General features: G+C 63.1%; 22 protein-coding genes and 2 tRNA genes. 16 read left to right on the forward strand and 8 right to left on the reverse strand.

The features are described from left to right. The first annotated feature begins 21 nt into the window (after window positions 1-21). The 3 genes from BM275_RS04870 (at window position 22) to BM275_RS04880 (ending at window position 3,404) form a co-directional block, all read left to right on the forward strand. On the forward strand, window positions 22-567 hold the full coding sequence (locus tag BM275_RS04870; protein WP_014820548.1) for a CvpA family protein: 546 nt from the start codon (window positions 22-24) through the stop codon (window positions 565-567). Window positions 568-638: 71 nt separating this feature from the next. Then, window positions 639-2,144, forward strand: a complete 1,506-nt coding sequence (gene purF / locus BM275_RS04875) for an amidophosphoribosyltransferase (protein WP_041014211.1) — start codon at window positions 639-641, stop codon at window positions 2,142-2,144. A 48-nt stretch (window positions 2,145-2,192) separates the two neighbouring features. Beyond that, the gene (locus BM275_RS04880; protein ID WP_090519635.1) at window positions 2,193-3,404 is read left to right on the forward strand and encodes an O-succinylhomoserine sulfhydrylase; all 1,212 of its coding nucleotides are present in this window, start codon (window positions 2,193-2,195) and stop codon (window positions 3,402-3,404) included. Window positions 3,405-3,472: 68 nt separating this feature from the next. Here BM275_RS04880 and gspD read toward each other — a convergent pair whose 3' ends face one another. After that, window positions 3,473-5,410, reverse strand: a complete 1,938-nt coding sequence (gene gspD / locus BM275_RS04885) for a type II secretion system secretin GspD (protein WP_014820546.1) — start codon at window positions 5,408-5,410, stop codon at window positions 3,473-3,475. A 3-nt stretch (window positions 5,411-5,413) separates the two neighbouring features. Continuing rightward, on the reverse strand, window positions 5,414-6,058 hold the full coding sequence (locus BM275_RS04890) for a type II secretion system protein N (RefSeq protein WP_023446348.1): 645 nt from the start codon (window positions 6,056-6,058) through the stop codon (window positions 5,414-5,416). A gap of 257 nt (window positions 6,059-6,315) precedes the next feature. Between BM275_RS04890 and BM275_RS04895 the strand changes: the two genes are divergently transcribed. Further along, window positions 6,316-6,391, forward strand: a tRNA-Val gene (locus BM275_RS04895). 37 nt (window positions 6,392-6,428) lie between these two features. After that, window positions 6,429-6,505, forward strand: a tRNA-Asp gene (locus BM275_RS04900). 141 nt (window positions 6,506-6,646) lie between these two features. Here BM275_RS04900 and BM275_RS04905 read toward each other — a convergent pair. Then, complete coding sequence (locus tag BM275_RS04905) at window positions 6,647-7,483, reverse strand: isocitrate lyase/PEP mutase family protein (RefSeq protein WP_090519639.1); 837 nt, start codon at window positions 7,481-7,483, stop codon at window positions 6,647-6,649. Window positions 7,484-7,825: 342 nt separating this feature from the next. Here BM275_RS04905 and BM275_RS04910 point away from each other — a divergent pair, with 342 nt between their 5' ends. Continuing rightward, entirely contained in the window at window positions 7,826-8,872 is a 1,047-nt protein-coding gene (locus tag BM275_RS04910) for a threonine aldolase family protein (protein WP_090519642.1), read from the forward strand. Window positions 8,873-8,975: 103 nt separating this feature from the next. Here the strand turns inward: BM275_RS04910 and BM275_RS04915 are convergent, their stop codons facing one another. Continuing rightward, complete coding sequence (locus BM275_RS04915; protein ID WP_090519645.1) at window positions 8,976-9,884, reverse strand: LysR family transcriptional regulator; 909 nt, start codon at window positions 9,882-9,884, stop codon at window positions 8,976-8,978. A 101-nt stretch (window positions 9,885-9,985) separates the two neighbouring features. Here BM275_RS04915 and wrbA point away from each other — a divergent pair, with 101 nt between their 5' ends. The 3 genes from wrbA to BM275_RS04930 all read left to right on the forward strand — a co-directional run bounded on the left by wrbA (window position 9,986) and on the right by BM275_RS04930 (window position 14,258). Beyond that, entirely contained in the window at window positions 9,986-10,534 is a 549-nt protein-coding gene (gene wrbA, locus BM275_RS04920) for an NAD(P)H:quinone oxidoreductase (RefSeq protein WP_208607443.1), read from the forward strand. 74 nt (window positions 10,535-10,608) lie between these two features. Next, window positions 10,609-11,796 (forward strand): MFS transporter, encoded by a 1,188-nt coding sequence (locus BM275_RS04925; RefSeq protein ID WP_090519647.1) that lies wholly within the window; start codon window positions 10,609-10,611, stop codon window positions 11,794-11,796. Window positions 11,797-12,122: 326 nt separating this feature from the next. Then, a complete protein-coding gene (locus BM275_RS04930) occupies window positions 12,123-14,258 on the forward strand; it encodes a putative bifunctional diguanylate cyclase/phosphodiesterase (RefSeq protein WP_090519649.1) in 2,136 nt (711 codons plus the stop codon). Here the strand turns inward: BM275_RS04930 and BM275_RS04935 are convergent. Both BM275_RS04935 and BM275_RS04940 read right to left on the reverse strand, forming a co-directional pair. Then, window positions 14,255-14,584, reverse strand: coding sequence for a protealysin inhibitor emfourin (locus tag BM275_RS04935; RefSeq protein ID WP_090519651.1), 330 nt, complete (start codon window positions 14,582-14,584; stop codon window positions 14,255-14,257). The genes BM275_RS04930 and BM275_RS04935 overlap by 4 nt on opposite strands. A gap of 9 nt (window positions 14,585-14,593) precedes the next feature. Continuing rightward, window positions 14,594-15,637 carry a M4 family metallopeptidase gene (locus BM275_RS04940; protein ID WP_090519655.1) on the reverse strand — a complete coding sequence of 348 codons (1,044 nt, stop codon included), beginning with the start codon at window positions 15,635-15,637 and terminating at the stop codon, window positions 14,594-14,596. A gap of 200 nt (window positions 15,638-15,837) precedes the next feature. On the opposite strand from BM275_RS04940, the gene BM275_RS04945 reads away from it, so the two are divergent. From BM275_RS04945 to BM275_RS04955, 3 genes are read left to right on the forward strand one after another with little or no spacing between them, the layout of a single operon-like run. After that, the gene (locus BM275_RS04945; protein WP_003301388.1) at window positions 15,838-17,277 is read left to right on the forward strand and encodes a cytochrome ubiquinol oxidase subunit I; all 1,440 of its coding nucleotides are present in this window, start codon (window positions 15,838-15,840) and stop codon (window positions 17,275-17,277) included. 3 nt (window positions 17,278-17,280) lie between these two features. Then, the gene (gene cydB, locus BM275_RS04950) at window positions 17,281-18,288 is read left to right on the forward strand and encodes a cytochrome d ubiquinol oxidase subunit II (protein ID WP_003301390.1); all 1,008 of its coding nucleotides are present in this window, start codon (window positions 17,281-17,283) and stop codon (window positions 18,286-18,288) included. Then, window positions 18,288-18,452 carry a DUF2474 domain-containing protein gene (locus BM275_RS04955; RefSeq protein WP_014820535.1) on the forward strand — a complete coding sequence of 55 codons (165 nt, stop codon included), beginning with the start codon at window positions 18,288-18,290 and terminating at the stop codon, window positions 18,450-18,452. The genes cydB and BM275_RS04955 overlap by 1 nt, the downstream gene beginning before the upstream one ends. A 284-nt stretch (window positions 18,453-18,736) precedes the next feature. Here BM275_RS04955 and BM275_RS04960 read toward each other — a convergent pair whose 3' ends face one another. Together BM275_RS04960 and BM275_RS04965 are read right to left on the reverse strand one after the other, a co-directional pair. Further along, window positions 18,737-19,774 carry an AraC family transcriptional regulator gene (locus BM275_RS04960; protein ID WP_090519657.1) on the reverse strand — a complete coding sequence of 346 codons (1,038 nt, stop codon included), beginning with the start codon at window positions 19,772-19,774 and terminating at the stop codon, window positions 18,737-18,739. After that, window positions 19,771-20,784, reverse strand: a complete 1,014-nt coding sequence (locus BM275_RS04965; protein WP_090519658.1) for a carbon-nitrogen hydrolase family protein — start codon at window positions 20,782-20,784, stop codon at window positions 19,771-19,773. The genes BM275_RS04960 and BM275_RS04965 overlap by 4 nt, the downstream gene beginning before the upstream one ends. 187 nt (window positions 20,785-20,971) lie before the next feature. On the opposite strand from BM275_RS04965, the gene BM275_RS04970 reads away from it, so the two are divergent. From BM275_RS04970 to BM275_RS04985, 4 genes are all read left to right on the forward strand, one after another. Then, window positions 20,972-23,002: an NADPH-dependent 2,4-dienoyl-CoA reductase gene (locus BM275_RS04970; RefSeq protein WP_090519660.1), complete on the forward strand. Its 2,031-nt coding sequence runs from the start codon at window positions 20,972-20,974 to the stop codon at window positions 23,000-23,002. Between the two features lie 92 nt (window positions 23,003-23,094). After that, on the forward strand, window positions 23,095-23,457 hold the full coding sequence (locus BM275_RS04975; RefSeq protein WP_090519662.1) for a nuclear transport factor 2 family protein: 363 nt from the start codon (window positions 23,095-23,097) through the stop codon (window positions 23,455-23,457). Window positions 23,458-23,653: 196 nt separating this feature from the next. After that, a complete protein-coding gene (locus BM275_RS04980) occupies window positions 23,654-25,012 on the forward strand; it encodes a chromosome partitioning protein ParA (protein ID WP_090519664.1) in 1,359 nt (452 codons plus the stop codon). Window positions 25,013-25,017: 5 nt separating this feature from the next. Next, the gene (locus BM275_RS04985; protein ID WP_090519666.1) at window positions 25,018-25,968 is read left to right on the forward strand and encodes a 1-aminocyclopropane-1-carboxylate deaminase/D-cysteine desulfhydrase; all 951 of its coding nucleotides are present in this window, start codon (window positions 25,018-25,020) and stop codon (window positions 25,966-25,968) included. Window positions 25,969-25,973 lie beyond the last annotated feature (5 nt).

Consider the following 25,973-nt stretch of genomic DNA (forward strand, 5'->3'; position numbering starts at 1 on the left):
TGGCGCTCCTGCTCTGCTAAAATGCGCCGCCTTTTCCCCATTGCAGAAGACATCGTGGCATTCACCTGGGTCGATTGGGCCATCATCGCCGTCATTGCAGTATCGAGCCTGATCAGCTTGAAGCGTGGTTTCGTGAAAGAAGCGCTTTCGCTGGTTACCTGGATCGTTGCCGGTGTGGTCGCATGGATGTTTGGTGGTGCGTTGTCCCACCATCTCGCGGAATACATCAGCACGCCCTCGGCGCAAGTCATCGCAGCCTGCGCGTTGCTGTTCGTGGCTACCTTGCTGGTAGGAGCACTGGTTAATTTTCTGATCGGCGAGCTGATCAGAGTGACGGGGTTGTCCGGCACCGATCGCTTTCTCGGCATGGTGTTTGGTGCGGCACGGGGTGGTCTATTGGTGGTGGTGCTTGCAGGGTTGCTGAGCCTGGCTCCGGTCGAGCAGGACCTCTGGTGGCGCGAGTCGACGTTGTTGCCGCACTTTCTCCTGATCGCCGACTGGTCGAAGAACCTCATTCTAGGGTTCAGCGGCCAGTGGTTCGCCGGATCACTCAACCCGCCCGGTTGAGTCCCTTTTTCTACGGATGCTCGGCCTGCCGTCGTATCCGGTCTGCCTGTAATAACTGAGAGGTTCCTTGCATGTGTGGCATTGTCGGCATCGTCGGTAAGTCGAACGTCAATCAGGCGCTGTATGACGCGCTTACCGTACTGCAGCACCGCGGCCAGGATGCAGCCGGTATCGTCACGAGCCATGACGGCCGGCTGTTTCTGCGCAAGGATAACGGCCTGGTACGCGACGTCTTTCAGCAGCGCCATATGCAGCGCCTGGTCGGCAACATGGGGATCGGCCACATCCGTTACCCCACCGCGGGGAGCTCCAGTTCCGCCGAGGCACAGCCGTTCTACGTCAACTCGCCTTACGGCATTACCCTGGCGCACAACGGCAACCTGACCAATGTCGATCAGCTGACCAAGGAGATCTACGAGTCGGATCTGCGCCATGTGAATACCAGCTCCGACTCGGAAGTGCTGCTCAACGTGTTCGCTCACGAACTTGCCGTGCGCGGCAAGCTGCAGCCGACCGAGGAGGACGTCTTCGCCGCAGTGAGCAAGGTTCACGAGCGCTGCCGCGGTGGCTACGCGGTAGTGGCGATGGTCACCGGTTACGGCATCGTCGGCTTCCGCGACCCCAATGCTATTCGCCCGATCGTGTTCGGCCAGCGCCATACCGACGAAGGCGTCGAGTACATGATCGCCTCCGAAAGCGTATCGCTCGACGTGCTCGGCTTTACCCTGATTCGCGACCTGGCGCCGGGCGAAGCGGTTTACATCACGGCTGACGGCAAGCTCTTCACGCGCCAGTGCGCGGATGCGCCGAAACTCGCACCCTGCATCTTCGAGTACGTTTACCTGGCGCGTTCCGACTCCCTGATGGATGGTGTCTCGGTTTACAAGGCTCGGCTGCGCATGGGTGAGAAGCTGGCGGACAAGATCCTGCGCGAGCGTCCAGAGCACGATATCGACGTGGTCATCCCGATTCCCGACACCAGCCGTACCGCTGCGCTGGAGCTGGCCAATCGCCTCGGTGTGAAGTTCCGCGAAGGCTTCGTCAAGAACCGCTACATCGGTCGTACTTTCATCATGCCCGGCCAGGCCGCGCGGAAGAAATCGGTACGGCAGAAGCTCAATGCCATCGATCTCGAGTTCCGTGGCAAGAACGTGATGCTGGTGGATGACTCCATCGTGCGCGGCACCACGTGTAAGCAGATCATTCAGATGGCGCGCGAGGCAGGGGCGAAGAACGTCTACTTCTGTTCCGCTGCGCCGGCGGTCCGCTATCCGAACGTGTATGGCATCGACATGCCCAGTGCCCACGAGTTGATCGCGCACAACCGCACCACCGAAGAGGTCGCCGAGCTGATCGGTGCCGATTGGCTGATCTACCAGGATCTGGAAGACCTCGTCGACGCCGTTGGTGGCGGCAAAGTCAAGATCGACAACTTTGACTGTGCAGTTTTCGACGGCAATTACATCACCGGTGATATCGACGAAGCCTATCTGCACAAGATCGAGCAGGCACGCAATGATCTGAGCAAGGTTAAGACGAACGCGGTCAGCGCCATCATCGATCTCTACAACAACTGATTCATGCCGGCGTGGCAGCCTCGGCTGCCCGCGGCCGAGGTAAGAGCTATGACGACTGAATGGGATGCCGGACGGCTGGACAGCGATCTTCAAGGCGTCGGGCTCGATACGCTCGCGGTACGCGCCGGACAACGGCGCACACCGGAAGCCGAACACGGTGAGCCGCTGTTCTTCACTTCCAGTTACGTGTTTCGCAGTGCCGCCGATGCTGCGGCGCGCTTCGCCGGTGACGTGCCGGGCAATGTCTATTCGCGTTACACCAATCCCACCGTCCGTGCGTTCGAAGAGCGTATGGCGGCGCTCGAGGGCGCAGAGCAGGCGGTCGCCACGGCATCCGGCATGGCGGCCATCCTCGCCACCGTGATGAGCCTGTGCTCGGCAGGCGATCACGTGCTGGTCTCGCGCAGCGTATTCGGCGCCACCGTTTCCTTGTTCGAGAAGTACTTCAAGCGTTTCGGTGTGCAGGTCGACTATGTGCCGCTCACCGATTTTGCCGCCTGGGAGTCCGCGTTCAAGGAGAACACCAGGCTGGTGTTCGTCGAATCGCCATCCAATCCCTTGGCAGAGTTGGTGGACATTACCGCACTGGCGCAGCTTTGCCACGCCAAGGGCGCGATGTTGGCCGTCGACAACTGCTTCTGCACACCGGTATTGCAGCAGCCGCTGGCACTGGGTGCCGATATCGTCATTCATTCCGCGACCAAGTACATCGATGGCCAGGGCCGTTGCCTGGGCGGTGTGATTGCAGGTCGCAGCGAGCAGATGAAGGAACTGGTCGGATTTCTGCGTACCGCCGGCCCGACGCTCAGTCCGTTCAATGCCTGGGTCTTCCTCAAGGGATTGGAAACGTTGCGGCTGCGCATGCAGGCGCACTGTGCCAGCGCTCAGGAGCTTGCCGAATGGCTCGAGCAGCAGCCCGGTATCCAGCGCGTCTACTATGCGGGTTTGTCCAGCCATCCACAGCACGAGCTGGCCAAGCGTCAGCAGAAGGGTTTCGGTGCGGTGGTGAGCTTCGAGGTTGCTGGAGGCAAGGAGGCCGCCTGGCGCTTCATCGATGCGACTCGACTGATCTCGATTACGGCCAATTTGGGCGATAGCAAGACCACCATTACCCATCCTGGCTCGACCACTCATGGTCGGCTGTCCGCCGAGGATCGCGCGACCGCAGGCATTTCGGACAGTCTGATTCGGGTAGCGGTGGGGCTGGAAGATGTCGCTGACCTCAAGGCCGATCTGGCTCGCGGTCTCGCGGCGCTCTAGATCAACTCATCAGGATGCCGTGCCCGGCCTGCGCAAGCAGGTCGGGCACGAACGCTTGTGCCCTTTTTTCACTGACGCAGATCGATAGCCGGTGCGGGCTCGCCCCGTCCGTCGAACAGCTGCGCGGGATTCGCCGGCAGGATGCTGGGGCTGGCCGAATCCGTTTCGATGACCCGAATATCGCTGTATTTCTTCCCGGAAAGTGCCGCCAGGCCGGCACGGTCGCGAATGACCGTAGGTCGCAGAAACACCATCAGGTTGCGTTTGACGTGGGTTTCCTGAGTCGAGCGGAATAGGGCACCCAGAAACGGAATGTCTCCGAGTAGCGGCACCTTGGCGTTGGTGCGGGTGACGTCGTCCTGGATCAGGCCGCCAAGCACGATGACCTGGCCATCTTCGGCGAGGATGGTGCTTTTTATGGCGCGCTTGTTGGTCACCAGGTCCACCGCCTGGGCCGTCAGGCTGGCGCTGGGCGCGATCGAGGAGATCTCCTGCTCGATCTGCAGGCGTAGCGTGGCGCCTTCGTTGATGTGCGGAGTCACCTTGAGGGTCACCCCGATGTCCTGGCGCTCGATGGTGGTGAAGGGGTTGTTCGCGCCCGCCGCATCGGTGGTGTAGGAGCCCGTCTGGAACGGGACGTTCTGGCCGACAAGAATCTCGGCTTCCTGGTTATCCAGCGTCAGCAGGCTTGGCGTCGACAGCAGATTGCTCTTGCTGTTGGACGACAGTGCGGTAATCAGCGCGCCGAAACTGCGAGTTCCAACGCCGATGATCGCGCCGTCGGGCAGGTTCTCCGGGATCTCGTTCTCGTTGATGGCATTGAGCACGCTGCCGACCGAAATACCGGTGTTGCCAAAGCTGACGCCACCGGCTCCACCAGTGCCTCCGCGCGCGTCGACCGCCCATTGCACGCCGAGGGCGTCGGTGATGTCGCCGGAAACCTCGACGATAGCCGCTTCGACCATGACCTGTGCACGGGGAACATCCAGCTGGCGAACGATGCTTTCCAGAGTGCCGATCAGCTCTGGATCAGCGAGAAGGACCAGCGCGTTCAGGCTTTCGTCGGCGCGGATCAGGATGTTCTGCGGCCGGGCAGTGGTGGCGGATTCGCCGCTTTCGGGGTTTTTCAGACCTTCGGAAATATCACCTAGGGTCTCGGCCAGGGATTTCGCATCGTTGTGGCGCAAACGGATAACGCGCGTGTTGGCCGAACGCGTTGTTGGCGTGTCGAGCGATTGGGCCAGTGCCGCCAGCTTGCCACGGGCCTCGCTGGGGCCAATGAAGATCAATCGGTTGGTGCGTGAATCGGCGATGATCTGCACGCCGGAGGTGGTTTTCGCATCACCGCGCATCAGCGAGTTGCGCAGCACTTCAGCGATATCCATCGCCCAGCCGTGCTGCAGATTGAGCACGGCGTAATCGTTGCTCTCAGCACGATCGAGCTGGCGCACCAGGTCCTCAATGCGCGCGATATTGGCGCTGCGATCACTGATGATCAGTGCATTGGCCGACGACACCGCAGCAAGATGGCCGAACTGCGGGACAAGCGGGCGGATCAGGGGTATCAGTTCGGCCGCGGAAGTGTGCTGCACCTGGATCACCCGTGTTTCCAATTGGTCGCCGCCGGTAGGCCCGCTGCCCGCTTCGGCCTTGGCCTCTGCATTAGGAACTACTCGGGCGACATCGCCCTGGGTCAGCACGCTGAACCCGTGCGTCGCCATGACCGAGAGGAACAGCTGGTACACCTCGCTCAGCGACAGCGTGGCATTGGATACCACGCTGACTTGCCCCTTCACTCGCGGATCGACGATGAACGTCTGTCCGCTGAGCTGGCTGATCTGATCGATGAAGGCGCGGATATCCGCGTCCTTGAGATTGATGGTCCAGCCGTCCTGTTGATTGGGGCTTGGCTCGATACCGGGTTCGACGGCAAGCAAAGGCAGAGGGGCGGCCAGCAGGCCGGTGGCGAGCAGGGCAAGCAACGGGCGCGAAAAAGGCTTCGGCATCGGTCAATTGTCTTCCGTGGGCTGATCGTTGGCGGGGGCGGCATCGGGTTGGTTGACGGCTTCTTCCAGCTGCTGACGCAAGGCGTCCATCTGCTGCTGCATCAGCTGCGTCTCCTCGTCCGGTGGCTCGGCATAGGGTGGTTGATCCTGATAGGGCGCTTCGGTCATTTCCTCGGGAATGTAGCTGGGCGAGCGTACCTGAGGGAAATGCAGCACTTCGACGGCGCCGTTGCGCGCCAGCTCCACGCGATCAGGGTAGACCTGATGCAGACTGACGCCACTGGCCAGCTCTTCGCCCTGCCAGTAGAGCCGTGGCGGCTGCCCGTCGACTTGAACAATGGCGCTGGAGCGCTGCGGATCCATGTGCACGAAGCTGCCGCGCAGGGTAAAGCCGCTGGCAGCCGCGGTGGGCGCGTAGGAGTCAGAAGGGGCCGCCGAGCCGAACAGTATTTCCAGCCGCTGCATATCGGGCTGGCCCAGATTGCCGGCTTGTTGTTCATAGACGTCGGTGGGGGTAGGGGCGCGAGACAGGTTCATCCATTGCTCGATCTGCATCGCGAGGTAGAGCGCGAACACGCAGAGCAGCACGGTACTGATGATGAGTGGGACGTAGCGGCGGTAGTTGTCCAGTTTTCCCGGCAGTGGCAAGCGAAATACTCCGTGGCGCTTTTGTTGTTCGGTTCCCTAGTACGCGGGTTGCCTCTGTCAGGCGATACAGCACTTTTAGAACACTTTCGCGGACGCCGCAGCGAATTTACAGGTGCTCTTGGCGAATCGATGGTGCGGGACCAAGGTTACAAAGTGACGCGGCAGCTCCTGTTGACCACGGTTCCGTAAAAAAAATTCAATGCTGTTGTTGACTTAGCGTAGGGGGCTGAGTAAATTGCGCGCCTCGCAAGGCGATCGGCTGATTAGCTCAGCTGGGAGAGCACCTGCATCACACGCAGGGGGTCGGCGGTTCGATCCCGTCATCAGCCACCAACCTTTGTGAGATTTCGGACGAAAGTCCGGCCGACGCGCAGCGGTAGTTCAGTCGGTTAGAATACCGGCCTGTCACGCCGGGGGTCGCGGGTTCGAGTCCCGTCCGCTGCGCCATATCCCTCCGCTCACTTCCTTTAGAAGTGATGAGACAAGAGAAGCTGCCCAAGGGCAGCTTTTTTTGTGCCTGTCGATAGCGATGTGATTGGTGAACACTGCACTATCCAATCCCCGTCGGCGACCCGTTTCGGCGGAATCCTATGGCCTTTCGCATTTGCCAAATAGCGCGTCTAGCTCCGCTCCAGAGGCCGCTTTGGCAAAACCATCGAACCGGCCATGCTCGGCGATGGACCGTGCTGCCTGCAGAAAACCGGCCCATGCCGCTCGGGCCAAGGCGCCGCCGACGCTGATGCGCCTGACGCCGAGGTTTGTGAGGTCCTGAACGGTCAGGTCACTGTTCCAGCCAATCAATACATTGACCGGCTTTGGCGATACTGCCTCGACGACGGCGCTGATCTGCTCGCGGGTTCTCAGGCCTGGTGCATACAGGCAGTCGGCGCCTACATCGGCATAGGCTTTCAGGCGTGCAAGGGTGTCGTCGAGATCAGGCCGATCGACGAAGAAATTCTCGGCGCGACCGATCAGCAATGTTTCGCCTCCGGTAGCGTCGATTGCCTCACGCGCGGCGCACATACGTTCGGTGGCCTCGGCAAGCTCGCGTAACGGCTCGCGCGGGTCACCTGTGGAGTCCTCGATGGAAATACCCGCGACGCCGGTTCCGACCGCCATGTGCACGCTTTCGGCCACGCCTTCGGGCGTATCGGCGTAGCCACTCTCGAAATCGGCGTTCACCGGCAGATGGGTGGCTTGGACCATGTAGCGCATATGGGCCAGGACCTCGTCCCGCGGCATCTGTCCGTCGACGCGGGCGCACGACCAGGCGTAGCCGGAGCTGGTCGTCGCCAACGCCTTGAAACCGAGACTTGCGAGGACGCTCGCGCTGCCGGCGTCCCAGGGGTTGGGCAGGACGAAACAGCCGGACTGGTGCAGCGCACGAAAGGCAGCACGTTTTTGCGACACACTGGGATGGACCATGAACCCTCCTGGTTGGTGAGATGGGTGGGGCACGACGCATTCGCCGCCGCGCGTTGTCAAAGACTAGATGGGATTCAGCGTGCCGTGGTTTTCAGAACACGCGCTGCAGGGTGCCACAGCGTTACTGAATTTCCCTGTGGGCGACCGTGAAATGTGCCGCCGTGATATCCGCGCTGGGCGCTTCGCTGTGCTAAGACGTTGCGTGGAGGCTGACGAGGGCGGGGCGGCGCCGGCATCACCCCGTACATGCTCGCCTGACACTCCGTTTGCGCTCGCGTGTCCGGGCTTCTACAACGTAACGTGCAGCCACCAACCGCCCGGCAATGCCATAACGAGGATTTGATGACGACCGACAAGCAGCAATTTGCCAGCGACAACTATTCCGGCATCTGCCCTGAAGCCTGGGAAGCCATGGCGAGGGCGAACCAAGGCCACGACAGGGCGTACGGCGACGACCAATGGACAGCCCGCGCGGCTGATCACTTCCGCGCACTGTTCGAGACCGACTGCGAGGTGTTCTTCGCCTTCAACGGTACAGCGGCCAATTCCCTGGCGTTGTCGTCCCTTTGCCAGAGCTACCACAGCGTGATCTGCGCCGACATCGCCCACGTCGAGACGGACGAATGCGGCGCGCCGGAGTTCTTCTCCAACGGCTCCAAGCTGCTGCTCGGCAGGACCGAGCAGGGCAAGCTGACGCCTGCTGCCATTCGCGAGATCGCGCTGAAGCGCAAGGACATCCATTACCCCAAGCCACGCGTGGTCAGCCTGACCCAGGCCACGGAAGTCGGTACCGTCTACCAGCCCGCCGAGCTGCGTGCCATCAGCGACACCTGCAAGGACCTCGGGCTGCACCTGCACATGGACGGCGCGCGCTTTGCCAATGCCTGCGCTCACCTGGGCATGTCGCCCGCCGAACTGAGCTGGAAAGCCGGCGTCGATGTGCTCTGTTTCGGTGGCACCAAGAACGGCATGGCGGTCGGCGAGGCCATCCTGTTCTTCAATCGCGAACTGGCCACCGATTTCGAGTACCGCTGCAAGCAGGCTGGCCAGCTTGCCTCCAAGATGCGATTTCTGTCGGCACCGTGGGTCGGGCTTCTGGAAAACGGCGCGTGGCTCAGATACGCCGAACACGCCAACCGTTGTGCCCAGCTGCTGGCCGAGTTGATTCAACCGTTGCCTGGCGTCGAGCTGATGTTTCCGGTGCAGGCCAATGGCGTCTTCGTCAGCCTGCCGCCATCGGCACTGGAGGCGCTCAGGAACCGCGGCTGGATGTTCTACACCTTCATCGGGGTCGGCGGTGCGCGCTTCATGTGCTCGTGGGACACCAGCGAAGCGCGGGTGCGCCAGCTGGCCGATGACATACGTGCGGCGGTAACCGACGCCCTGTAGCTGCCGACGATGTGCCCGCTCGCGAAGTGGCCTCGGCAATACGCGGGCAGCGGCTACTGAGCGCTGTTCATTTGGATAAGGTTGGACGAGCACTGTCGTGAGGCTAGATGCTGGCTTGCTCGAGCAAGGCGCGGCGGAACGCCTGTGCCACAGGCCCGAGTGGCTCATCCAGCCGGTGCGCCAGGTAGGCTTCGGATTGCACCTCGCTGTTTCTACCAAGGTCGGGAATGGCGACGCGCGCCAGTCGCCCTGAAGCCAGATCCTCCTCAACCAGCCATGTCGGGAGCCGTCCCCAGCCGAGTCCGGCGCGAATCAGTGCGGCCTTAGCTTCCTGGGTATTCACCCGACAGGTGAAGGGCGACAGAACGCCGAATGAGCGGCCCTCGGAGAGTGGCGTGGGATCGGCAAGCACGATCTGCAGATGGCCGGCGAGATCCGGCACTCCGAGTGGCGCACGGCTGCCGAGTTCGGCCAGCGGATGATCGCTGCGTACGACGGCAATCTGCGCAATCGAGCCAATCGCCTCCAGCGCCAGCCGGGGATTGCGAAAATCCTCGCCGACGATGATCGCGAGCGTGCAGCGCCTCTCATCCAGCGCTGCGATGGGGCCGCCCAGGGCCTGTGACTCCAGGCGAAAGCTGGTGGAAGGAAATTCGACGCTGGCCCGGGTAATGGCCAGCGCCACCGATTCGATCGGAAACAGCGTATCCACCACCAGGGTCAGTTCCAGCTCGACACCCGCACCCAGCGCCCGCGCCCGAGCACGCATGGCATCGGCGCGCAGCAGGATGTCGCGTGCGTGGGCCAGCAGTGCCTGACCTTCCTGAGTGAGGACAGGGCGGTAGCCGCTGCGATCGAACAGCTGCAGGCCCAGCTCTGTCTCCAGGTTCGCGATGGCATTGCTGATGGCCGATTGCACGCGCAGCAGCCGTGCCGCGCCGGATCGAAAGCTGCCGCTGTCGGCCACAGTTACGAACGTACGAATCTGATCCAGTGTCATGCCATCGAGCATGATCTGCTCCATAGATCGAGTTGATCGAAATTTAATCACTCTGCGAGAGCGTTTTTAGTCATTAGCCTGGCTCCAGTCAATGCCATTGGAGGACTGCAGCAATGACGAACGTACTGGTGCTCTATTACTCATCCTATGGGCATGTCGAAGCACTTGCCGATGCCGTCGCCGAGGGCGCACGCGAAGCGGGCGCGTTGGCAGACGTCAAACGGGTGCCCGAACTCGTTCCGCAAGAGGTCGCGCAGAATGCGGGGTACAAGATGGACCAGCCCGCGGATACGGCGACCGTGGCGGAACTGCCGAACTACGACGCCATCGTGATCGGCACGCCGACGCGTTTCGGCAACATGGCCGCGCAGATGAAGAACTTCCTCGATCGATGTGGCGGGCTATGGGCCGAGGACCGGCTGGTCGGCAAGGTGGGCAGCGTGTTCACCTCGACCGGCAGCCAGCACGGGGGCCAGGAGAGCACGATTCTGGCGACGCACACCGTACTGCTTCATCTGGGGATGGTTGTGGTCGGGCTGCCGTACAGCTTCAAGGGGCAGCTGCGGATGGATGCCATAACCGGTGGCACGCCCTATGGCGCCTCGACGCTGGCCGATGACGGCAGCGGCGGTGACCGCCAGCCGAGCGAAAATGAACTGTAGGGCGCCCGTTACCAGGGCTGGCACGTCGCTCGCGTGGCCGCTGCACTCGCCGCCAATCCGGTCGGGGTGCCGGAATGAATGCCGCCCGGCCGCTCCGCGCGAGGCTGGTCGTCTGGGTCGTGCTCGGCTGCGGAGTCGTGGCGGCTCTGCATTTGGGCAAGGCTGCCATTGCCACACCGTTGCTACAGGCGGACCTTGGGGTCGATCTCGCCGGAGCCGGCTGGCTGACCGGCATATTCGCGGTGCTCGGCTTGCTCGGGGGAGCGGCGGCCGGTGCGGTGGTGGCGGCAGTCGGAGATCGGCGGGCCCTGCTGTTGGGGCTCGGGGTAACCGCGGTTGCCGGCGTCGCGGGCGCCGCCGCGCCGTCATTCGCGCTGCTGCTGATTTCCCGGCTGCTGGAAGGACTCGGATTCCTGCTCATCATCGTCGCCGGGCCGGCGATTCTGGAACGCCTGACGACCGGCGCTGCACGGGACAGCGCCTTCTCGCTGTGGAGTTGCTTCATGCCGAGCGGGATGGCGCTGGCCATGGTCGCCGGGCCGCTGTTCCAGACATGGCAGGGGTTGTGGTGGACGGGTTCGGCGCTGGCGGTAATCGCCGCGGTGGCGGTGGGCTGCTGCATACCCGCTGGCGTTTCGTCTGGCATACCCGGACGGTTACTGGGAAATATTCGGCGCGTGCTGTTTTCCCGAGCCAGCGTTTTGCTGGCGGTTGGTTTCGCGCTGTACAGCCTGATGTTCTTCGCCCTGTTCAGCTTTCTGCCGGTTCTGCTGATGGAGCGTATGGATATCTCATATCGGAGTGCGGGGCTGTTGAGCGCACTGGCCAGTGTGGTCAATGTCAGCGGCAACCTTGCTGCTGGCTATCTGCTCACGCGCGGCGCTGGGCGTGGTTCGCTGATCCTGTTTGCCAGCGGCGTCATGGGGGCGTCCGGGATAGGCATATTCCTGGGCTGGTTCGAACCGCAGGCGACCTTCCTGCTGTGCCTGCTGTTTTCAGCCGTGGGTGGGTTGATCCCGGCCACGCTGCTGGCATCCGCACCGTTGGCTGCGCGGGAGACCTTCCTCGTTCCAATTGCTGTCGGCCTGATGATGCAGGGCAGCAACCTGGGACAACTGCTGGGCCCGGTAGTGGTCGGCGGCGTGACCGCGGTTTTCGGTTGGAACGCCGCCGGCCCCGTCGTGTTGCTTGCGGCGCTGGCCGCTGGCGTGACTGCGCTTCTTTTGCCAGCAGCACTGCAGCGCAGCGAGCCGGCGAAGTAGGGCAGTTCTAGGCGTTCCAGAAGCGGCTACGTGCAGTGCTGATCCGATATGCGCGGCGAGCTGTCCCTAATAGCGGGCACCATGGCAGAGCGGTATGAAGCGATACGGTGCCCTGAAATGGGGCTCGGCTGTGACCGGCGCGTCACATTATGGTGCGCGGTTCCGGGCAGGAGGCAGGACGAGGGCTCGATGGGTGGCCATGTGCCGTCCATGGAGCGTTTCTTGCTGCGCATCGGTTTTCTGCCTTTCCTGCTGACCTCCGGGCGACAGCCTCAACATTGTCGCGGCTCCGGGTCATGCAGGATAACCACTTCAAGCCCAGATCAATGACCCAAGAACTCTCTGCCAGAACCAACCGCCGGAGCAGCCTGCTCACCTGTGAGGTGCTGGACCGCTCGCGTGTGCTCGACACGCTGGTCAACAACCTCGAAGGCATGGCCTACCGCTGCCGCAACGACGCGCCCTGGACGATGATCTTTGTCAGTCAGGGCTCGCAAGGCTTGTGCGGCTACAGTGCTGCGGATCTGGTCGACGACAACGGCATCTCATGGGACCGGATCACCCATCCGGATGACCGGCTTCGCGTCCGCCGCTGCATCGATAATGCTGTCGTCGGAATGGGGCGATTCACCGTGCATTACCGGATCCGCACCGCCGCGGGGAACCTCAAATGGGTCATCGAGCGCGGCGTCGCGGTGCCCGATGAGCAGGGTGAGATCGTGGTGGAGGGCTTCATCGAGGACATCACCGCCCAGAAGGCTGTGCTCGAAGCGCTGGAACAGGCCGAACTGCGTTATCGCAGCATCTTCGAGAACGCTTCGGAGGGCATTTTCCAGTCCACCCGCGATGGACGCTATCTGGCCGCGAATCCTGCGTTGGCGCGCATTTACGGATACGACAGTGCGTCCGAGCTGGTGGCCGATCTCGCTGACATAGAGCGTCGCCTGTACGTCGAGGGTGGGCGTCGCGAAGTGTTCTGCCAGCTGATGGAGCAGCAGGGCGAGGTGCTCAACTTCGAGTCCGAGGTCTATCGGCGCGATGGCACACGCATCTGGATATCCGAGAACGCGCACGTGGTGCGAGGCGCCAGCGGCGAGTTCATCTGCTACGAAGGCACCGTGCAGGACATCTCCGAGCGCAAGCATTATCAACAGCAGCTCGAACGTCAGGCCAACCATGATCTGCTGACCGGCCTGCCCAATCGCATCCTGCTCAACGACCGCATCGAGCAGGGCCTGGCCCGTGCGGCTCGCCTGGGCTACTACCTGACGCTGGTATTCATCGACCTGGACAACTTCAAGTTCATCAACGACGGCCTCGGGCATGTCGCTGGTGACGAGCTGCTCAAGAGTATTGCGGCGCGGCTGGCCGGTAGCCTGCGCAGCTCCGACACCGTGGCGCGGGTCGGTGGGGATGAATTCGTGCTGGTGCTCAGCGATCACTACCGCATCAGCACAGTGATCTCGCTATTGGAGCGTGTGCTGAACGAAATCCGCCGGCCGGTCATGCTCGCCGGTCGCGAGTTTCAGGTCGGCGCCAGCCTGGGTGTGGCGATGTTCCCCGACGACGGCGAGGATGCACAAAGCTTGCTCAAACACGCCGATATCGCCATGTACGCGGCGAAGAAGCGTGGCCGCAACAATTTCCAGTTCTTCACCCACGATCTCAACCGGATCGCCGATGAGCGCCTGAATCTCGAAGCCGCCATGCGCGTGGCGCTGGAGCGCAACGAGTTGTCCGTGCATTACCAGCCGAAGGTCGATGCGACGCGGCGGATTGTCGGTGTCGAGGCGCTGGCGCGTTGGACCCACGCGGAGCTGGGGGTGATAGGACCGGATCGTTTCATCCCGGTGGCCGAAGAGAGCGGGCTGATCATGCCGCTGACCCTGGCCATCCTGCGCCGCGCCTTCACCGATGCTCGGCAGTGGAACGAGGGGCGCGGCACGCCACTGCTGGTTGCGGTGAACCTGTCACCGCTGCTGTTTCTTGGCGACGATGTGGTCGAACGCATCCTCGCGGTGCTCGACGAAATAGGGCTGCCGCCGACCCAGGTGGAGCTGGAAATCACCGAAACGGTATTCCTCGGAGACGGCACCCGTGCGATTTCCATCCTGGCCGAGTTCAAGGCGCGGGGCTTTCGCTTGGCGATGGACGATTTCGGTACCGGCTACTCGGCGCTCAGTTATCTGCGGCGTTTTCCGCTGGACATCATCAAGATCGATCGATCGCTGGTCACCGGGCTCGAACAGGAGGAGGAAGTGGCGATGATCGCCCGTGCCGCCATTTCGCTGGGCAAGAGCCTGCACAAGACGGTGGTGGCCGAAGGGGTCGAGAACGCCGCGCAGTTCGATTTCCTGCGTCGCAACGGTTGCGACGAGTTCCAGGGCTACCTGCTCTCACGCCCGCTGCCGGCGGCGCAGATCACCGCATTGCTTGCGGACGGCGGCGTGATCCGCTTCTAGCTGTCGCCGGGGATGGCGCCGTTCTGCCAGAGCTGCATCAGTTCCTGTGGCGCTCGGTCCTCGGCGATCTGCAGGATCAGTTCGGCGTCGGTGTCCTCGCGTCGGTAGTGCAGTTCGACCTGGAAGAAGCGCTGATCGCCGGCACCGACGTTCTTGCTGGCGACCGGCAGGCAGCGTTCGACCACCGAGCAGAGGCCGCGGCGCTGCTCGGCGTCGCAGTCGGCGAATTCGATCTGCCGGGGTCGCGCCAGGCTTGGCGCCGCGACGAAGCCGCCCTGGCGCGATACGCGCAACGAGGTTTCCGGTCCCAGTGCTGGCATCTTCATCCTGCCTCCTTAGCGCAGTGCTACGCCCACTGACGTCCAGGCTTCATACAGCGCCTGAACCTGAGGCGACTGGCGACCGAACAGCTGCGCCGCGTGGTTCAACGTCACACCGGCGAAGGTTGCGAAGTCCGCATCATTGGGCAGTTGTGGATCACAGATGGTGGCGTACCAGATTCGTCCGGCCTGCTCCCAGGCGTAACCACCCAGCGCCATGGCCGCGAGGTAGAAGGCGCGGTTGGGAATGCCGGAGTTGAGATGCACGCCACCGTTGTCGTCGCGGGTCTCGATGAAGTCGCGCATGTGCGCAGGCTGCGGGTCGCGACCGAGCAGCGGGTCGTCATAGGCGGTGCCCGGGTTGGCCATGGAACGCAGGGCGACGCCGTTGATCTTGTCGGTGAGCAGTTCGGCGCCGACCAGCCAGTCGGCCTCCGCCGCAGTCTGGCCGAGCGCGTGCTGTTTGGTCAGTACGCCGAACACGTCCGACACCGATTCGTTGAGCGCTCCGGGCTGGTTGAAATAGACCAGCCCGGCTTCGCTCTCGATCAGGCCGTGGGTCAGTTCGTGGGCGACCACGTCCAGCGAGCGGGTGAAGCGCTGGAACAGCTCACCGTCGCCATCGCCGAACACCATCTGCTCGCCGTTCCAGAAGGCGTTCTCGTAGCCCTGGCCGTAGTGCACGGTGCCGATCAACGGCATCCCCAGGTCATCAATCGAGTCGCGCTGGAAAACCTGCCAGAAGAATGTGTAGGTCGCGCCGAGCGCGTCGTAGGATTCGTCCACCGCGGCGTCGCCGGAGGCCGGCTGACCTTCGCGACGTCGCAGGGTGCCCGGCAGCTGCATCTGCTGCTCGGCGTCATGGATTCGTCGTTGTGGGTGGCCGGGCGTGCGCAGCTCGCCAAGCTCGGCGATGGCTGTGGGTCGTGGCGGGCCGGGGTTGGGCAGCAGGCTCTGCACGTGGTGCAACGTCTGTTGAGCGCAGCCGCGCTGGTAGGGCGAGCCGCGGTCGATGATGCGGTCGAGAATATATGGCGGGATGAAGGTGTGAATCGGCACCGGCGGTACTCCAAGGCTGACGCGGCTACGACCAGCATAGACCGCTGGAGCGCGATGGATCGACCGCCGATCCAGAGGGCGCGACGAGATGGCGCGGCACGCGCGGCGCACCCTTGGCGCGTTCTGCTGTCACTTGTGCTGGACCCCGTTTTTACCGTCATCGACGACGCGGGCGCTCATTTGACGAGGAGTTGTTGCCCATGTTCGGATTGGAAGCACTAGAGCTGGCGCGCGTCCAGTTCGCTTTCACCATCACCTTTCACATCATCTTTCCGGCGATCACCATCGGGCTCGCCAGCTTTCTCGCCGTGCTCGAGGGGCTCTGGCTGAAGACCCGGCAGGAGGTCTATCGCGACCTCTATCACTTCTGGCTGAAGATATTCGCGGTCAATTTCGGCATGGGTGTGGTGTCGGGAATCGTCATGGCGTACCAGTTCGGCACCAACTGGAGTGCCTACTCCGAGTTCGCCGGCAGCGTCACCGGGCCGCTGCTGGCCTATGAGGTGCTGACCGCGTTCTTCCTGGAGGCGGGTTTCCTCGGGGTCATGCTGTTCGGCTGGAATCGGGTCGGCGAACGCCTGCATTTCTTTTCCACGCTCATGGTGGCCGTGGGCACGCTGATCTCGACCTTCTGGATTCTGGCGTCCAACAGCTGGATGCACACGCCGCAGGGGCACGAGATCATCGACGGCATCGTGGTGCCGGTGGACTGGCTGGCGATCATCTTCAACCCGTCGTTCCCTTATCGACTGGCGCACATGGCGGTCGCCGCGTTCCTCGCCACGGCGTTCTTCGTCGGCGCGTCGGCGGCCTGGCAGCTGTTGCGCGGCAAGGACAACCCGGCGATCCGCAAGATGCTCTCGATGGCCATGTGGATGGCCCTCCTGGTGGCACCGGTGCAGGCGGTGATCGGCGATTTTCATGGGCTGAACACCCTCGAGTATCAGCCGGCGAAGATCGCCGCGATGGAAGGGCACTGGGACAACTCCGAAGGCGGGCCGACGCCGCTGTTGCTGTTCGGCTGGCCGGACATGGAGGCCGAGGAAACGCGCTACAAGATCGAGATCCCCTATCTCGCCAGCCTGATCCTCAATCACAGCCTGACCGAACCGATTCCGGCGCTGAAGGACTTCCCGCCCGAGGACCGGCCGAACTCGACGATCGTGTTCTGGACGTTCCGCATCATGGTCGCGCTCGGCCTGCTGATGATCGTCACCGGTATCTGGAGTCTGCTGTTGCGGCGGGGCGACCGGATGTACAGCTCACGCGCGTTCCTGCGGCTGGTGTTGCTGATGGGCCCTTCCGGGCTGATCGCCATCTTGGCTGGTTGGTACACCACCGAGATCGGGCGTCAGCCCTGGGTGATCTATGGCCTGATGCGCACCGCCGACGCCGTATCCAATCACGGCGCCGGCCAGCTGGGGCTCACTCTCGCGATGTTCGTGGTCGTCTACTTCGCCGTGTTCGGGGTGGGCATGGTGTACGTCCTGCGCCTGGTGCGCAAAGGCCCGGTGATCAGCGAAGGGCGCGAGAAAGGTACCGGTGGACCCGGCGAGGCGCGCACGCCGATGCGACCGATCTCCGCGGCGGACGAAGCCCTTCCCGAGGGACAAAGCGATCAACTGGGCGAGAGGAACTGAGCCATGGGTATCGATCTTTCACTGATCTGGGCGGTGATCATCATCTTCGGCATCATGATGTACGTGGTGATGGACGGTTTCGATCTCGGCGTCGGCATCCTTTTTCCCTTCGTGCAGGACGCCTCGGAGCGCGACGTGATGATGAACACCGTTGCGCCGATCTGGGACGGCAACGAGACCTGGTTGGTACTCGGCGGTGCCGGGCTGTTCGCCGCGTTTCCGCTGGCCTATTCGGTGGTGCTGTCCGCGCTCTATCTGCCGATCATCTTCATGCTGATGGGGCTGATCTTCCGCGGAGTGGCGTTCGAGTTCCGCTTCAAGGTGGTCCGCGAGCGCCAGCATGTCTGGGACAAGGCCTTTATCGGCGGCTCGCTGGTCGCCACCTTCTTCCAGGGCGTGGTGCTTGGTGCATTCATCAGCGGGTTGCCGGTCGAGGATCGGGCCTATGCCGGCGGGGCACTGGACTGGTTGACGCCGTTCTCGCTGTTCTGCGGACTGGCGCTGATCGTTGCCTATGCGCTGCTCGGCTGTACCTGGCTGATGATGCGCACTGCCGGCGACCTGCAACGGCGCATGCACGACATCGGCATTCCGCTGGTGTGGGCGGTGCTGGTGGTTACCGGCATCGTCAGCCTGTGGACGCCGCTGACCCATCCGGATATCGCCGAGCGCTGGTTCAGCATGCCCAACCTGCTGTATTTCATGCCGGTTCCGGTGCTGGTGCTGCTCTGCGCATTCGGACTGCTGCGCTCGATTCAGCGCTACGCCAACTACACGCCATTCCTGCTGACGCTGGCGCTGATCTTCCTCGGCTATAGCGGTCTGGGCATCAGCCTCTGGCCAAACATCATTCCTCCGTCGGTTAGCATCTGGGAGGCGGCCGCACCGCCTCAGAGTCAGGGCTTTACTCTGGTCGGAGCACTGCTCATTCTGCCGCTGATCCTGATGTATACGGCCTGGAGCTACTACGTGTTCCGCGGCAAGGTCAGTGCGGAGGATGGGTATCACTGATGGCTGATCTGGATAACAAGCCGCCCGCACAGCCTGAGCAGCGGCCGCTCTGGAAGCGCATGAGCTGGCTGGTGCTGATCTGGAGTGGCAGCGTGCTGGCGCTCGGCATCGTCGCCTGGCTGCTGCGCCTGGCGATGAATGCAGCGGGGTTGTCTTCACCCTGAAGGCGCGCCCCGGTTTGGGGCGTGTCACTCGCGCGTGCCCCGTGATCTGGCCGCCCGCGAGGCTCAAGGCACGTCACGATTCCTTCATTTGCCGGTTGTAGCCTGCTGGCATGAACCTTGATGCACAGACAGGCATCAAGCCTTGGGCAACCGCCGACGACTGAGGAATCTAGCGATGGACGACTACCAGGACGAACTACTGGAATGGCATGCCGCCGAGCAGGATCACCCCGACTGCGCCGAGGATGCGGTCGAACTCTGAGCGCCGCTCGCGTATGCGCCGTTTACGCGCCGCGCCGCTGCGCCCGGCGATAGTCTCCCGGCGTCTGCCCGCTCCAGCGCTTGAAGGCACGCTGAAACGCTTCGGCTGAGGAAAAACCAAGCAGCCAGGCGATCTCGCCGAAAGCGGATTCGGTGTCGCGAATGTAGGCCATCGCCAGGTCGCGGCGGGTGTCGTTGAGGATCGCGCGATAGCTGCTGTCTTCCTCGGCCAGCTTGCGTCGCAGTGTCCAGACCGGCATTTGCAGACGTGCAGCGATCTGTTGCAGGTCCGGCTCCTGGCCCTTGAGCATCGGCCCGAGAAGCTGTGCGACCCGCTCGCGCAGACTGCGGGTGCGGGTGCGCCGTTCCAGTTCCGCTTCACACAGCTCCAGCAGATGCCGCCAGGTGCCGGGGCAATGATCCGGGTTGCGCAACGCCAGGCTGCGCTGATCCAGCTGCAACTGATTCGCTTCGGCGCCGAAGATTACCGGCCGGCCGAACTGCTCGTCGTAGCGCGAGGCGTAGTCAGGGGCGTCGAACTCGATGTGGATCGCCATCGGCACCAGCGGTTGTCCGCTCAAGCGGCTGAGCTGCGAGATCCAGCTGGCGAGCACCGTATCGACGACGAAGCGGTTGTAGGCGTTGTAAGGGCTGATGGAATAAAAGCGCAGCCAGGCGCCTGACGCATCTTCGTGAAAACTCGAACTGCCGCGGTAGTTGGATGCATACAGCGCCTCGTAGCGGGTCAGCGCCCTTGCCGCTTCGCGCACGGTGGGCGCCTGAGCGGCGGTCAGCCCGGCGAGGCCGAGGTGCCCGGGCTTGCGCAGGCGGCCCATCTCCAGGCCCAGAGCGGGATCGCCAGCCAGCTGGATGGCCGCATGCCCGAGCCGCATGTAACGGGGGATCGAGAGGCGGGCATGCGGCTCAGCGAGCCGCTCGCCATCCAGTCCGTAGGCCAGCAAAAGCGGCTGAGGGTCATGGCCGTACAGCTGCAACGCATCGTTGAGGCTGTGCAGAAAACCGACCGACAGATCGCCCAGGCGCACCCGTTGCGCATTCATGGGGTGCTGCCGAGCCATTGATTGCGTACCTGGACCGGGACGCCGTGGCCCGGGGGCGCCGGGCGGCGCGGCGAGCCGAGCAGATTCCAGGGCAAGGCGAGGGTATGCACGGCCATGTGCGGTCTTGCGCTGAGCGCGTCGGAATGTGTACTGCCACAGCTCGCCTGCGGATCTGCCAGCGCGCCGGGTACAGCCAGCAGTTTCGCTTCGGCAGGCGGTTGCTCGAGGTAGGCATCGCAGCCCAGCAGCACTGCCAGCGAGCCCGCCGGTGTTTCAATCAGCCGTCGACGCTCGGGGATGGGGGCAACGCTGTAGCGGCGTTCGTAACGGCTCAACGCCTGCTTGTACTGCAGCGTTCCGAGGGGCTTGCCGCGACCGTCAAAGGTCAGGCTTACCTGGCGCAGCGGGCCATCGCCGATCATCAGCTGATCGTTCTCCAGATAGGGCTCCGGCAGCACGATCGAGCCAGCCACCAAGGTAACGCCGAACTCTCTGGCGAGGCCGCCGAAGACGTTCTGGTATTCCTCTGCCATCTGTCGGGCCTTGAGTCGCAACACCGCACCGGTACGCCGATCGTCGCCCTGATTATCCGGCAGTGCGCGCAGATAGCCGCCGGGATTGCTGAGCGCCATCCACTGCATCGCATCGCGCAGGGTGCGGGCCTGCTGCACTTCCGGCTTTTCGCCCAGGGCGAACAGGCCAGTGCCAACGTGTTCGGGGAGCACCACGACGGTTCGCTCGCTGAGCATTCCGGCTTCGGCCGCCTGCTTGAGGTAGGTGCGAAACTTGAGTTGCAGCCGCTCGCGGCTCTGATAGTCGGCTGGCTGCAGCCGCGTCTCGATGCCCAGCAGGTTGCCTGCGCTTCCGGCCTGCCCGTGGTTTTCGATGGGTAGCGTACGCAGATCGGACAGCAGTGGGCCGCTACGACGGTCTTGCGTCCAGTCGAGGTAGACGGCAAATGTGGCTGCCGCGAGGGCGAGCAACAGCACGATATTGATTGAGGTGCGCATGTGAGGCAGGGCAGTGAGGGATTGCGTCAGCGTAGGTAACGCGGCGCCTGTTGCCAAGCTTTTTGCGCAGAAGGATCAAAAAGTTGTCACTTTGGATCATTGAGTGCGGCACCTTCGCTGTTTATCGTCGCTGCATACCGACCGTAGCCCCATGAGGCTCGGCACTCGTCATGATGAGGATGCTTCGATGACCGCTTTCCCGAAACTGCTGGCTCCGCTCGATCTGGGCTTTACCACCTTGCGCAACCGTACCCTGATGGGATCCATGCACACGGGCCTGGAGGAAATGCCCAACGGCTTCGAGCGGATGGCGGCATTCTTCGCCGAGCGCGCTCGCGGTGGCGTCGGCCTGATCGTCACCGGTGGCGTCGGCCCCAATGAGGAAGGCTCGGTACGCGCCGGGGCGGCCAAGTTGTCCACGCCGGAGGAGGCCGAAGAGCACAAGATCGTTACCCAGGCGGTTCACGAAGCTGGCGGCAAGATCTGCATGCAGATCCTGCATGCCGGGCGTTACGCCTACAGCCCGCAGCTGGTGGCGCCGAGCGCTATCCAGGCGCCGATCAATCCGTTCACCCCGCGCGAACTGGACGAGGAGGGCATCGAGAAGCAGATCCGCGACTTCGTCAACTGCGCGAGCCTGGCCCAGCAAGCCGGTTATGACGGCGTCGAGATCATGGGTTCGGAAGGCTACTTCATCAATCAGTTCCTGGTGGCGCACACCAACCACCGCACCGATCGCTGGGGTGGCAGCTACGAGAACCGCATGCGCCTGCCGGTGGAGATCGTGCGCCGCGTGCGCGAAGCGGTGGGCAGCGACTTCATCATCATCTATCGCCTGTCGATGCTCGACCTCATCGAAGGCGGCAGTGTCTGGGAAGAGGTGGTGCAGCTGGCCAAGGCCATCGAGCAGGCGGGCGCCACGCTGATCAATACCGGCATCGGTTGGCACGAGGCGAGGATTCCGACCATCGCCACCAAGGTGCCACGCGCCGCGTTCACCAAGGTGACCGCGAAGCTGCGTGGCGAGGTAAGCATTCCGCTGATCACCACCAACCGGATCAATACCCCGGAGGTCGCCGAGCAGGTGCTGGCCGAGGGCGATGCGGACATGGTCTCCATGGCGCGGCCGTTCCTCGCCGATCCGGAATTCGTCAACAAGGCCGCCGCCGGTCACAGCGAGCGCATCAATACCTGCATCGGTTGCAATCAGGCCTGTCTGGATCACACCTTCAGCGGCAAGCTGACGACCTGCCTGGTCAATCCGCGTGCCTGCTACGAAACCGAGCTGAACTACATCCCCACTACCGCGGTGAAGAAGATCGCCGTCGTCGGTGCCGGGCCTGCGGGGCTCGCCGCCGCGACCATCGCAGCCGAGCGCGGTCATGAGGTGACGCTGTTCGATTCGTCCGCCGAAATCGGCGGGCAATTCAATGTTGCCAAGCGGGTGCCGGGCAAGGAGGAGTTCTACGAAACCCTGCGCTACTTCAAGAACCGCCTCGAAGAAACAGGAGTCGAGGTTCGTCTGAACACCCGCGCGACGGTGGAAGCGCTGCTGGCCGGTGGCTTCGACGAGATCATCCTGGCGACAGGGATCGCGCCGCGAGTGCCGGCAATTCCCGGGATCGACCATCCGAAGGTGATTGGCTACCTGGATGCGATTCTGGAGCGCAAGCCGGTCGGCCGGCGCGTCGCGGTGATCGGCGCAGGTGGCATCGGCTTCGACGTGTCGGAATACATCACCCACGACGGCGAATCCACCAGTCTGGATCGTGAAGCCTTCTGGAAGGAGTGGGGTATCGATCTCGGGCTGTCGGTGCGCGGCGGTATCGCCGGCATCCAGCCGGCTCCGCATGCGCCCAAGCGTCAGGTCTATCTGCTGCAGCGCAAGAAGTCCAAGGTGGGTAACGGGCTGGGCAAGACCACTGGCTGGATCCACCGTGCCGGACTGAAGAACAAGCACGTGCAGATGCTCAATTCGGTCGAGTACCTGCAGATCGATGACGCCGGACTGCACATCCGCGTGGGCGAAGGCGAGCCGCAGGTACTGCCGGTGGATACGGTGATTCTATGCGCCGGGCAGGAGCCGTTGCGTGAGCTGCAGGAAGGCCTTGAAGCCGCCGGCGCGCGGGTACACCTGATTGGTGGCGCCGACGTCGCCGCTGAACTGGACGCCAAGCGCGCGATCAATCAGGGCTGTCGCCTGGCTGCGGCGCTCTAGGCCAACGGCACATCCGCAAAGAGGATCACGCATGGAAACTGCAATCGCGCTGCAACCGGGGGGCTGCCAATAGCCTGCAGGCCTGGCACCGAATGATCGCTGAGCGAGACCTGAGCCGGCTGCCGGTGCTGCTGCATCCGCAGGCGGTGTTTCGCTCGCCGATGGCTCACACGCCGTATGAGGGGGCAGCGACGGTGAGCCTGATCCTCAACACTGTGCTGCAAGTTTTCGAGGACTTCCGCTACCACCGTGAGCTGGCCAGCGCCCAAGGCACGGATGTAGTCCTCGAGTTCAGCGCCCGGGTGGGTGATCGTGAACTCAAGGGCATCGACATGATCCGCTTCGACGACGAGGGGAAGATTGTCGAATTCGAGGTCATGATCCGGCCCATGAGTGGCTTGCAGGCTCTGGGCGACGAGATGAAGCGACGTCTCGCTGCCTACAGTGGCAAGTGATTTAGCTAAGCTCATCGCAAATCCGCTGGGCGCCTGGTCGAACGGCGTCCGATGCGGCGACTGCCTGCCAACCCAGTCACATTGCCTGCGCGAACATTTCCCCTAAACTTGCGGCACCAACGGGACGACGGCATCGGATGGCCGCTCGTTTCGCTAATCGCTGGCTCGCAGTTGCGGGCGATAAAGGAAATCGAGCATGCAGAACAAACCGCAGATGGTCGAAGCCGTCCTGTTCTTCAATGAGGGCTCCATCTGCAAGGAAATGCTGTATCCCGAATTCGAAGCGGTGCTGGATGGGGTGGTCGCGCTACCCGAGTTCGCAGACCGCCAGATGCATGCTGTCTACGTAATGATCAATCCGCGGCTGCAGGTGCGCGCCGCGGTGTTTTTCTGTCTCGACTTCAATGATGACGGCTCTGCCGACGCCGGTTGGAACATTCCCCTGCGTCAGTTGGCCGAGCGTACCGGGCGTGGTCCGGACATGGGGGCCGGACCGATTCGCCTGGCCTGCCGCAGCCAGTGCCCGGTCTCCTGGCACCAGATGCACATGTGGGACCCTAAAGTTGGTCCCGAACGCAATGATCTGGTTGTGTTGCGCGAGACCATCAAGCGCAACCAGCTCGGTCTGCTGGTCGAAGAGGAGACGCCTCAGGCCGTACCTGCGGAACGTCTGCAGATGGTCGCCGAAGACACCTGGTATGCAGCCGAGGCCGGCAAGGACGCAGCTGCGAAACGTTCCGAAAGCCATGAGCGTGAACAGCGGCAGAAGGCTGCGCTGCTGATCAAGCAACAGCGCCAACGCATTACCAACCTCGAGCGTCTGCGCGAAGAAGACGCGCTCAAGCTCACGGCTGCCGCGGAGAAGGAACGCAAGGCACAGCAGGAGGAGATCCGCACGCTGCAGCAGAAATTGCAACAGCAGACCGAGCTGAACGCCAGCCTGCATGCGCAGATGACCGCCCAGGGCGAGAGTTTCCAGAAAGCGCGTGAGGAAATGAGCAAGCAGCTGCGTACGCTGGAGGTCAGCGGTCGGGTTGAGATCGGCGCCGCCCGGGAGCAGTTCGAGCATGAAGCCCAGGCCCGTATCGCGGCGGCGATTGCGGAGTACAAGGAGCAGGTGGCGATCCGCGATGTCGAGCTGGCCTACCGCAACGAACTGGATGCACAGCTGGAAGAGGAAATCCAGCGGCTCAAGACCGAGTGCGAAACGCTGCGCCATAGCGGTGACCGGGTGCTGGAGGAACTGTCTCGACAAGGGGTCGTGTTCATGGCCTACCACCCGGGTGCCGGGCATCTGACGATCGCATTGCAGGACCTGGCCCGCTACCGCGCCAATCCTCTGGCTTATGCCGCTGCCAAGTGCTTTGTCTCCGAGGAGCAGTACCGACAGTGGCTGGAGCATTATCAGAAGCCGGCCTGCGTCGCGGCGCTTTCCAGCGGTGAGCGTTGCGCGATGCCCCTGGACAAGATCGATGCGCCGAGTCGCTTCGTGATCGGCGAATCCAACTGCTGCGCCCGGCACCGCAAGGAAGACCGGCAGCGCACCGGCAGCTGAGCGGTTTGTCCTCCGTTCAATCCGATCTCGGCTTCGATGCTCCGCTGATCCTGCAGCCGCTGTCATTGGACTGGCTCGCGCGCAGCGGGGTCGAGGTTGCGGTGCTGCGGCTCGATCTGCTGGATCCCGAGCTGTCCGGCAACAAGTGGTTCAAATTGGTAAAGCATCTCGATGCAGCGCGTTCTGTCGCTGCGCCGGGGCTGATCAGTCTCGGCGGCCCGCACTCCAATCATCTGCATGCACTGGCTGCAGCCGGCCACCGACTCGGCCTGCCTACTGTCGGCCTGCTGCGCGGCCATGAGCAGGTAACGCCAACGGTCGCCGATCTACGTGCCTGGGGCATGCAGCTGCATTGGCTCGGCTACGCTGGGTACCGGGAGCGCAATCTGCCTACCTTCTGGACGCCATGGCGAGCGCGATATCCAGGTTTCTACTGCATCCCTGAAGGTGGCGGCGGTTTGCCCGGCGCTCTGGGGTGCGCCGGACTCGTTCCGAGAGTGGAGTCCGCGCTCGCGTCGCTCGGCTGGAAGGACTACGACGCGCTCTGGCTGGCCGCCGGCACCGGGACGACGCTGGCAGGTCTGGTCATCGGCGAGGCAGGTAGGCATCGGGTGTTCGGCGCGCTGGCAGGGCCGCCTTCCCACGCCGTCGATGCCGGCGTGGCCAACTTGCTCGCGCAAGCCGGCGTGGCGTCCAGCGGCTATGAACTGCTGGACGCCAGTCGTGGCGGATTTGGTCGCTTCGACAGGGAGTTGGCGCAGTTCATTCTCGATACCGAGCGCCAGGGTGGCGTGCCGCTCGATCCGATATACACTGCAAAGACCATGATGGCATTGCGCCTTTATGTCGAGCGCGGTTATTTTCCCGCCGGCACGCGGCTGATATTCGTCCATACCGGTGGACTGCAAGGGCGCCGTGCTGCTCAGGCCCAGCTGCAGAAGCTGATTGACGGATAGACGTT

This window comes from Stutzerimonas kunmingensis, from assembly GCF_900114065.1.
GTDB classification, from domain to species: domain Bacteria; phylum Pseudomonadota; class Gammaproteobacteria; order Pseudomonadales; family Pseudomonadaceae; genus Stutzerimonas; species Stutzerimonas kunmingensis.